10 protein-coding genes are annotated in these 8163 nt (G+C 51.3%); 4 read left to right on the top strand and 6 right to left on the bottom strand.

Annotated elements, in window-relative coordinates:
• Positions 1-189 precede the first annotated feature (189 nt).
• From DFR42_RS26775 to DFR42_RS26765, 3 genes are all read right to left on the bottom strand, one after another.
• Positions 190-939, bottom strand: coding sequence for a tetratricopeptide repeat protein (locus DFR42_RS26775; RefSeq protein ID WP_110258137.1), 750 nt, complete (start codon positions 937-939; stop codon positions 190-192).
• Between the two features lie 339 nt (positions 940-1278).
• Positions 1279-1749: a cache domain-containing protein gene (locus DFR42_RS26770; protein ID WP_110258136.1), complete on the bottom strand. Its 471-nt coding sequence runs from the start codon at positions 1747-1749 to the stop codon at positions 1279-1281.
• A gap of 141 nt (positions 1750-1890) precedes the next feature.
• A complete protein-coding gene (locus DFR42_RS26765; protein ID WP_110258135.1) occupies positions 1891-2655 on the bottom strand; it encodes a creatininase family protein in 765 nt (254 codons plus the stop codon).
• Between the two features lie 475 nt (positions 2656-3130).
• On the opposite strand from DFR42_RS26765, the gene DFR42_RS26760 reads away from it, so the two are divergent.
• Positions 3131-3484: a DUF1428 domain-containing protein gene (locus DFR42_RS26760; RefSeq protein ID WP_110258134.1), complete on the top strand. Its 354-nt coding sequence runs from the start codon at positions 3131-3133 to the stop codon at positions 3482-3484.
• 213 nt (positions 3485-3697) lie between these two features.
• Here DFR42_RS26760 and DFR42_RS26755 read toward each other — a convergent pair whose 3' ends face one another.
• Both DFR42_RS26755 and DFR42_RS26750 read right to left on the bottom strand, forming a co-directional pair.
• Positions 3698-4285 carry a hypothetical protein gene (locus DFR42_RS26755; RefSeq protein WP_146218981.1) on the bottom strand — a complete coding sequence of 196 codons (588 nt, stop codon included), beginning with the start codon at positions 4283-4285 and terminating at the stop codon, positions 3698-3700.
• A gap of 173 nt (positions 4286-4458) precedes the next feature.
• Positions 4459-5391 carry a LysR family transcriptional regulator gene (locus DFR42_RS26750; RefSeq protein ID WP_110258132.1) on the bottom strand — a complete coding sequence of 311 codons (933 nt, stop codon included), beginning with the start codon at positions 5389-5391 and terminating at the stop codon, positions 4459-4461.
• Positions 5392-5513: 122 nt separating this feature from the next.
• Here DFR42_RS26750 and DFR42_RS26745 point away from each other — a divergent pair, with 122 nt between their 5' ends.
• Both DFR42_RS26745 and DFR42_RS26740 read left to right on the top strand, forming a co-directional pair.
• The gene (locus tag DFR42_RS26745) at positions 5514-6254 is read left to right on the top strand and encodes an SDR family oxidoreductase (protein WP_110258131.1); all 741 of its coding nucleotides are present in this window, start codon (positions 5514-5516) and stop codon (positions 6252-6254) included.
• Between the two features lie 21 nt (positions 6255-6275).
• Positions 6276-6494 (top strand): tautomerase family protein, encoded by a 219-nt coding sequence (locus DFR42_RS26740; protein WP_110258130.1) that lies wholly within the window; start codon positions 6276-6278, stop codon positions 6492-6494.
• Between the two features lie 212 nt (positions 6495-6706).
• Here the strand turns inward: DFR42_RS26740 and DFR42_RS26735 are convergent, their stop codons facing one another.
• On the bottom strand, positions 6707-7252 hold the full coding sequence (locus DFR42_RS26735; RefSeq protein ID WP_110258129.1) for a helix-turn-helix domain-containing protein: 546 nt from the start codon (positions 7250-7252) through the stop codon (positions 6707-6709).
• 191 nt (positions 7253-7443) lie between these two features.
• On the opposite strand from DFR42_RS26735, the gene DFR42_RS26730 reads away from it, so the two are divergent.
• The gene (locus tag DFR42_RS26730; protein ID WP_110258128.1) at positions 7444-8148 is read left to right on the top strand and encodes a glutamine amidotransferase; all 705 of its coding nucleotides are present in this window, start codon (positions 7444-7446) and stop codon (positions 8146-8148) included.
• Positions 8149-8163 lie beyond the last annotated feature (15 nt).

The raw sequence follows: 8163 nt of genomic DNA, 5'->3' as shown, positions 1-8163 counted from the left end.
ATTTGGACTTCTCCTCTGTGAACTGAATCGTTTCATCACTCTTCAGTTTGGCACATTTGATGCCGTAAGGGGAGGAGTCCATTCCATTGCCCTACATCCATGCATTTGCTGCTATGTCGGGTGTGCTGCGCGCGGACCATCTGCGTCATCATTCGCAAACGATGTGCATGGGCACCTTACACAGATCCATCATTTGCGACCAGCAAAAGCGGTACTGAGCCGCTTGATCAAATCACGGTTCATGGCCTTGGTATCCTTACTCCAATGCTTCATGGTTTGCTGGATTTCTGTGTAGAGCTGGTCGGCGATGCTTTGCTCGCCTGCTTGCAAAGCCCAGATCGCATATTCCACACGTATCTCCATGCTGCCAAAATGATGGTTTGCATGCGCAAACTCTGCACCTGCATCCTGCATGCGCCCGTCTTTACTATAAGCCTGTGCCAATAACGTCGACACCTGTTCCGGACTGAAGTCAGGGGTGCTTTTGCGTATGCCTTCCAGCAATTCAATGGCTCCCTGTGCCTGCCCATTGAGGATTTTTGCATGTGCCGCACCCAGGCGAATATCCGGTGCATTGGCAAATGGGCCTTGCAGACAAATATCATAATGATGAATGGCTTGTGCAGCGTCGCCGTTGGCCATATAGGCTTTTGCCAGGGCAACCTGATTTTGTGCTGTCGGGGTAAAGTCAAAGGCCTGCAATGCTTCACGCAAATCACGACCTGGATCAAGTGACTTTGCGGCGCTGGCAACTGTTTTGTTCAACTTATGCGTGATGCGGCTGTCCGGCAGATAGATTGCGAAGAAATAGACGATGCTTCCAAGGCCAGGGAAGAAAAATAGTATCATCAACCAGTAAATATCCCTGCCGCTACGCACGGCATGGATAGCGAAAAACAGGGCGATAAATAGGTGCAAACCTACTCCGATATAAGGCATGATTTGATTATTTAAGAGTAATGTTAAGGGCAGCGTGTGCAGGTTTGCACTAAGGCTGATACAGAGAGCAAAAGAAGGCAGTTTTCTTTCGGCCTGTGATTTTAACAATTTTCGGTCAGAATTGAAAATTTTTGTTACATGATGGGTGTTGATTTAATCCACCTGCAAATCAGCTGAGTTGCCAACGCAGATAGATAAAAGCGGGAGCAGCCAGCTTGTGACTACTCCCGCTTTTTTTCGCTTCGTGAGGTTTTTCGGCGATCACGACTAGCTATTCAGGATGCTATGCGCGTCAACGGAAATTAATTTGTGAGCGACATGAACAGCTAAAGCGGATATTTATTTATAAACCCCGCAGGCAAAATAAATATCATCCACTCTTTCCACATAAGTGCTTTTTGGCTCCAGTGCCTTGGTGACAGGGTTCACCCATTTATAGTCTACCCAGCCCTTGCCAGCCTTGCTGGCTGCAACTTCATTGATTTCCCTGACAAAGAATTTGCCGTCACCATCGCGCATTTCACCCAGGGATTTTCCCAGCAGTTTGGGGTTGCCGCCATGCGCCAGGGTCACGCCGCCGGGTTTGACTGCACCGGCAAACACATACAAATCCTTGTAGATAAACTGGCCCTTGGGGTCGTTGACTGCAGCAAAGGTTTTTTCAGCACCATTGGCTTTATAGTAGGCGATGACCTTCTTGATCATGTCGGTCGCTTCTTGCGCAGTGGCGCGTTCAGCCGCAAAAGCCATCCCCTGGCTGAACAGGGCCAGGGAAAAGGCTAGGAGTATGCTTTTGAAAAACTGTCTCATGATGTCTCCGGTAGGTGTTTTTATCTAGGACCAATTTTGGTTTATAGCAACAACACATCCAGAGTAGACTTTGAGCGACATTTTTGCAATACAAAGGCAGTATTTACTTTCCCGATTTATCTGATATCGAAGTCAGACAGCTCAGGCAGGTTTTTGCTCTGCACTAAATGCCTGGATATCCGTCAGCAAACCCGTCACTGCGGTATTAATGATTTGCTGGCCCAGTTCTATCGTCGCCAGGCTGGAATCTGCACCTATGCGGCCATCCGGGAAACGGGCGCGGTAGTCAAGTGCGTCGAGGATGGGGCCGGTAGGCGGGATTTTTGGTGTCAGCTCTACATGGCGTACCTGCTCAGGATAGGCGGCATAGGTCACGGCGATTTCTGAAGGTGTCGCATGTGAGCCATGACCCACAGGGAACATCTGGTTGCACAGCGTGATAACGCCAGGCAAGTCCCACCAGTTTTTCAGTTTCAGCGTCAGCGGGCAGGTCTTGTTGTTGTACGAGTAATGCGAATAAATCTGCGAGAAAGCCGCCTCAATGGTGGAAATATTGCCGCCGTGGCCGTTCAAAAAATAAATGTGGTCAAAGCCATGCCGCGCCAGTGACAAGACCCAGTCTTCAATTGCCGCCATGAAGGTTGAAGGCCGCAGCGAAATCGTGCCGGCAAAGCCCAGGTGATGCTGTGCCATGCCGATGTTGAAGGTGGGCGCCAGCATCATGTCCTGGCCGTTTTTCTGGGCGATTTTTTCGGCAGCGGTGGCGATGATCTCGGGGCACATCCAGTCCGTACCCAGCAAGCCCATGGGGCCGTGTTGCTCATTCGAGCCTATGGGGATGATGACGGTTTTGGAGTCGGCCAGAAAAGCCGTGATTTCGGGCCAGGTGGAGTAGGCGAGACGCATGGGGTTTCTTTCAAATCGGGGTTGGCAGATGCAGCTGATTCGTCCGCTGTGGGCGTGGTACGGACGACAAAATTCGCAGCCATCATCTTGCCGCAAATTTCGAAAATCGCCAAATTTTTTTATCTCAAGCCTCATCGCGGAGTTTGCGATGGGATATAGATTTAAGGAATCAATAACCAGGAATCAGGATTAAGGAATCAGCCGGATCAGTATGGTGCTGCTTTAGTACAAGTACAGTACACTTACAGTACTAGCACCAGAGCGCTCTGGTGCAAACTCAAGTTGATGTTTTTAAAGGTAAATTTCGTGAAAATTTATTTGGCCTGCTGAAAAAATAAAATTAGCCAGTTCAAAAATGGTAGACTAAAATTCTGCCACAGCAGCAAGTGAGCTTGTGCATTTTTTTGCTGCGTACGGCCCTTGAATCCACCCGTTTTATTCCTTCATCCAGCCTCGCCAAACCAGGAGTTTTAGCATGAAATATGTCGATGGATTTGTACTCGCTGTCCCCAATGCCAACCGTGAGGCTTACAAAAAATATTCAGAAAAATCCTCGCCGATTTTCAAGGAATACGGCGTGCTCAGTGTCGTCGAATGCTGGGGCGATGATGTGCCACCCGGCAAGCTGACCTCCTTCCCGCTGGCCGTGCAATGCAAGGAAGATGAAACCGTGGTGTTTTCCTGGATGACCTGGCCATCGAAAGAAGTGCGCAATGCCGCCTGGGAAAAAGTCATGGCAGACCCACGCCTGAATTCAGAAGACAATCCCATGCCCTGCGACGGCAAGCGCATGATTTATGGTGGCTTTGAGGTGATGGTGGATTTGTGATTTGTTGACGGGGGCCGGATGCAAAATAGGGCCGGCATGAGAGCGTAGATTGGGCCGCGAGGTGGTTGACTACGCGTCGTAGGTTGGGCTACGGTTTACCAGCCCAACACTCGGCCTCAGCCATCGTATACGTCATTTGAAGGCACAGTGTTGGGTCGGGCCTCGCTAGGCTGGTGAAGCGTAGCCTAGCGAGGCCCGGCTCAACCTACGAGACTACACATCAATAAGCAGGTAATCACCAAAGCTATCCTTGAGCGCGACAGCTCTTGCTATCAATGATTTGATACCCTCATTTTCCTTGATCAGGAGTTTCTTGCGCGTGATGTATCGATCGCTTTGATGGTAGGTGGCAAAGCTGAGATAGTGGACAAATAGTTGATCTCCCTCCTGTTGAAGCAGGGTTTCGTAATGAATTTCATAGCGATTGAAAATCAGGTAAATGTAGTTACCTGCCTTTGCTGTGCCTGCCCAACGTACTTGTGCCCATTCTGTGTCGCTAATATGGTTAAACAAAGTCTCACTGTTATTCTGAGCTTGCAACATGCCTGAAAGTGTTTTGCTGCCATAGCGTTCTTGCCATAGCTCTGGTTGCATCATTTTCACTGCAGCACACATCTTGAGAAAAGGCTGTACATCTGTGATGAGCAACTCATATTCCAGGCTTTTCTCTACCATTCTTTCCAGCGGCGTTGCGTCCTTATCACCTTGCAGGACCTGACGTACAAATGTCAATTGCCCTGTCACAATGTAACTATGCAAAATATCACTGGGCTGCTCGCTCCAGCCATTCATTTCGGTCACAGGCGGCTTCCACAGCACATGCGGGTTTTCTTTATAAGCCGGGCTATCATCTTCAGAAAAATAGACGTTAATGGTCTGTCCTGTTTTGGGCAGGATCTCTGAAAGCTTTAGCTGTTTTGCACCGTAATCAACATCAACAGGCCGGCCCCACAAGACTGGTAAACGAATTTTCGTCAGCTTATTTCTCCTTTCATTGCCACAGGCAAGACTCCAAACTTCTGCTCATACAAACCCACCAGCCAATCCACAAATACCCGCACGCGTGGTGATAGCTGGCGGCGGTAGGGGTAGAGTGCAGTGACTGGCAGGGGCGGGCTTTGCCAGTCGGCCAGCACTTCTACCAGGTGGCCATCACGCAAGGCGTCGGCGATGTGGAAGCGGGGCAGTTGTATCAGGCCGCAGCCGGAGAGGGCGGTGGTGACATAGTTTTCGGCATCGTTGACGGAGATCCAGCCGCCTACATCAAACTCTTTTACCTGGCCATCGATATCCAGCACGATGGGGTAGTCAATTGCCGTCGTGCTGGAAAAGAACCTGACAGCCTGGTGCAGCATCAGATCATCAGGCTGATGTGGTGTGCCAAATTTTTCCAGATAGGCCGGGCTGGCGCAAATCACTTGCGGCATCAGCGCCAGGCGGCGTGCGACCAAAGTTGAATCACGCGGGTTGCCACCGCGTATGACGCAATCGACACCTTCACGTACCAGATCAACCAGACGGTCACCACTGCTGACGACCAGGTCTATGCCAGGATAACGGTCGCGGAATTCGTGTATCCGCGGCAGCACCACTTGCGTGGCATGGGTGCCATGCATGTCTACCCGCAAGACTCCGCGCGGATTGGCGGCCACATGCCGCATCGACGCTTCTGCATCATCGAGTTCACTGATGATATGTACGCAACGCTCATAAAACGCCTGGCCGTCCAGCGTGGTGCGTACCTGACGGGTAGTGCGCTCCAGCAGACGCGTGCCCAGGCGTGTTTCCAGTTGCTTGATGGCATGGGTGGCACTGGCCCGTGGGACATCCAGCATATCCGCCGCCCGGCTGAAACTGCCGGTTTCAACGATGCGTGTGAATAGTTGCAGGGTATCGAGGCGGTCCATGATTGTTGAGCTGTATTGAATTATGTTCTGAGTTTATCAGTATTTATCTTGCTGGGTTGAATGGTTAAAGTGTATTCCATGCAGACATATCAGTCTGGATGTTCTTCACCAAGGAGAGAAAAATGAGTAAAGAAATAACTAAAACGGCCATCGTCACCGGTGGCTCGCGTGGCATAGGCCAGGCCATATCCCTGCGTCTGGCGGCAGATGGCTTTGCTGTTGTTGTCAATTACGCAGGCAATATCGCCAAGGCGCAGGAAACCGTCAGTGCGATACAGGCAGCGGGTGGCAAGGCGATTGCAGTGCAGGGCGATATCAGCAAGCCTGAAGACGTGGCGCAATTGTTTGCTACCGCCAAAGAAGTATTTGGCCGTATCGACGTGGTCGTCAACAATGCTGGCAGCATGACCATGTCTACCATTAATGGCAATAACCTGGATGCGTTTGACAAAGTCATCGCTACCAATTTGCGCGGTGCTTTCCTGGTGCTGGCGCAGGCAGCGCAGCATGTAGAAAAAGGCGGCCGCATCATTGCCCTGTCGACCAGCGTGATTGCCAAGTCCTTTCCTGCCTACGGCCCGTATATCGCCAGCAAGGCAGGGGTAGAGGGCCTGGTCCATGTGCTGGCCAATGAATTGCGCGGGCGCGATATCACCGTCAATGCCATCGCCCCTGGCCCGGTGGGCACAGAGTTGTTTTTCCATGGCAAAACCGAAGAGCAGGTCAGCAATATCGCCAAAATGGCACCGATGGAGCGCATAGGCACGCCAGACGAAATCGCCTCTGCGGTGGCCTTTCTGGCTGGCCCTGATGGTGTGTGGGTCAATTCACAAGTGTTACGTGTTAACGGCGGTTTCGCCTAATCTATTTTAAAGGAAATAATCATGCCATTTGCTAATTTCAAATTCCCTGAAGGCATCATTGATGCCAGCCGTAAAGAAGAAATCATCCACCGTACCACCGCCATGTTTGTCGAGTATTTTGGCGAAGGTGTGCGACCCTATACCATGGTGCTGGTGGAAGAAGTGGCCGATGGTGGCTGGGGCAGGGCGGATGAGACCTTGACGCTGGAGAAGATGGGGATGAAGGGGAATAACTCTTAGCTTGAGTTTTTTGTAGGTTGGGCCGGGCCTCGTCAGGCTACCAGTTGTAGGTTGGGCTACGCTTCATCAGCCCAACACTCGGCCTCAACAGACGTATACGTTATTTAAACGACCAGTGTTGGGCTGGTAAACCGTAGCCTGGCGAGGCCCGGCCCAACCTACGATACTGATACCTCCACAGCCTAACCTACGATGTTGATGCATTCTTGAATTCACCCCGGCTCATAACTAATCACCACCAGCGCCGACGCCTGCACTTTACCCACAGACCGCAAACGGTGCGGCAACATGGCATTGAAATAAATCGCATCGCCTTTCTTGAGCTGCTCGCTATGCTCAGGAAATTGTATCTCCAGGCTCCCCGTCAATACGTATAAAAATTCTTCGCCTGCATGGCCAGCGGCATGTGGGCCGTCAGACAATACGCTGGGTGGGTAGACCACAAATGGCTGCATGCGCTTGCTGCTGATTTCTGCTGCCAGGGCTTCGAGACTGCTGCCTTCGCTGGTGGGCCGGGTGATGCGCAGGCGTTCATCATGGCGCACCACAGACAACATATCGCTGCTGCTGACCGGGCTGAACAATTGCCCGACATCGACTTTCAATGCTGTTGCAATCTTGATAGCCGCAGCAATCGACGGCATGCAGACGCCACGCTCCACCTTGGATAAATAACTCTTGGTCAGGCCGCTGTCATCGGCCAGGTCTTGCAGGCTCATGGACATTTGCTGACGCAGGATTTTGATTTTTTCTGTCATTTTTCTTGTTGATGAAACTCTTGATGACAATTAGTGTAATATATGACACGGTGTGTCATTTCTATTTAATCAATGCATTTGTAAAATTCAAGCCTATATTGTCACTTGGGCTGGCGCAAAATTAATCTGACTGGATTTGTCTTTCAGCAACAGTGGTTTTGTGCAAGCACTATTCTTCGCCAGGAGCCAGCATGAAAACAGCCTTACTCATACACCACGTCGCTTTTGAAGATGCAGGCAGTTTTCTTGCCCCATTGAAAGAGCAGGACTTTGTCATCCAGGAAGTCAATGCCAGTACCGTCGGCTGGGAAACGCTGGACCCGCTGGCGGCGGATGTCTGCATCGTGCTGGGTGGCCCTATAGGGGCTTATGAAGATGATAAATATCCCTTCCTGCGGCAAGAAGTCCACTTTCTGCAACAGCGCCTGCATGCAGACTTGCCCACGCTGGGCATTTGCCTGGGTGCACAAGTGATGGCGCGGGCGCTGGGGGCCAGTGTGTATCCGGCTGCCAGGCAAGAGATAGGCTGGTATCCGCTGACGATGAGCAATGAAGGCAAGGACACGCCTGTACGGCATTTTGATGCACGTCACTGCAATATGTTCCACTGGCATGGCGACACCTTTGATCTGCCACATGGCGCGCAATTACTGGCATCGAGTGAAGCCTGTAAGAACCAGGTCTATAGCTGGGGCAAGCATGCGCTGGCATTTCAATGCCACCCTGAAGTTCTCGCTGCCGGGCTGGAAGCCTGGTATGTGGGCCATGCCTATGAGATGGCACATGAGAAATTGTCGGTGCATCATATGCGCCAGCAGGTAGCAGCACATGGCCTTGATCTGGCGCATCAGGCACGTTTGTTTTTTACTGAGTGGCTCAGAGTGTGTGAGGTGTGATGAGGACGAAAACGC

The organism is Undibacterium pigrum, assembly GCF_003201815.1.
Taxonomy (GTDB): Bacteria; Pseudomonadota; Gammaproteobacteria; order Burkholderiales; family Burkholderiaceae_D; genus Undibacterium; species Undibacterium pigrum.
The sequence above is the reverse complement of the archived record's forward strand: the minus strand, read 5'-3'. Positions and strand labels throughout refer to the sequence as shown.

What these genes read in the sequence shown, in the direction of transcription:
- DFR42_RS26740 (WP_110258130.1), top strand. Translation starts at nt 6,276, where the DNA reads ATGCCATTTGCTAATTTCAAATTCCCTGAAGGCATCATTGATGCCAGC.
- DFR42_RS26750 (WP_110258132.1), bottom strand. Translation starts at nt 5,391, where the DNA reads ATGGACCGCCTCGATACCCTGCAACTATTCACACGCATCGTTGAAACC.
- DFR42_RS26745 (WP_110258131.1), top strand. Translation starts at nt 5,514, where the DNA reads ATGAGTAAAGAAATAACTAAAACGGCCATCGTCACCGGTGGCTCGCGT.
- DFR42_RS26730 (WP_110258128.1), top strand. Translation starts at nt 7,444, where the DNA reads ATGAAAACAGCCTTACTCATACACCACGTCGCTTTTGAAGATGCAGGC.
- DFR42_RS26775 (WP_110258137.1), bottom strand. Translation starts at nt 939, where the DNA reads ATGCCTTATATCGGAGTAGGTTTGCACCTATTTATCGCCCTGTTTTTC.
- DFR42_RS26765 (WP_110258135.1), bottom strand. Translation starts at nt 2,655, where the DNA reads ATGCGTCTCGCCTACTCCACCTGGCCCGAAATCACGGCTTTTCTGGCC.
- DFR42_RS26735 (WP_110258129.1), bottom strand. Translation starts at nt 7,252, where the DNA reads ATGACAGAAAAAATCAAAATCCTGCGTCAGCAAATGTCCATGAGCCTG.
- DFR42_RS26770 (WP_110258136.1), bottom strand. Translation starts at nt 1,749, where the DNA reads ATGAGACAGTTTTTCAAAAGCATACTCCTAGCCTTTTCCCTGGCCCTG.
- DFR42_RS26760 (WP_110258134.1), top strand. Translation starts at nt 3,131, where the DNA reads ATGAAATATGTCGATGGATTTGTACTCGCTGTCCCCAATGCCAACCGT.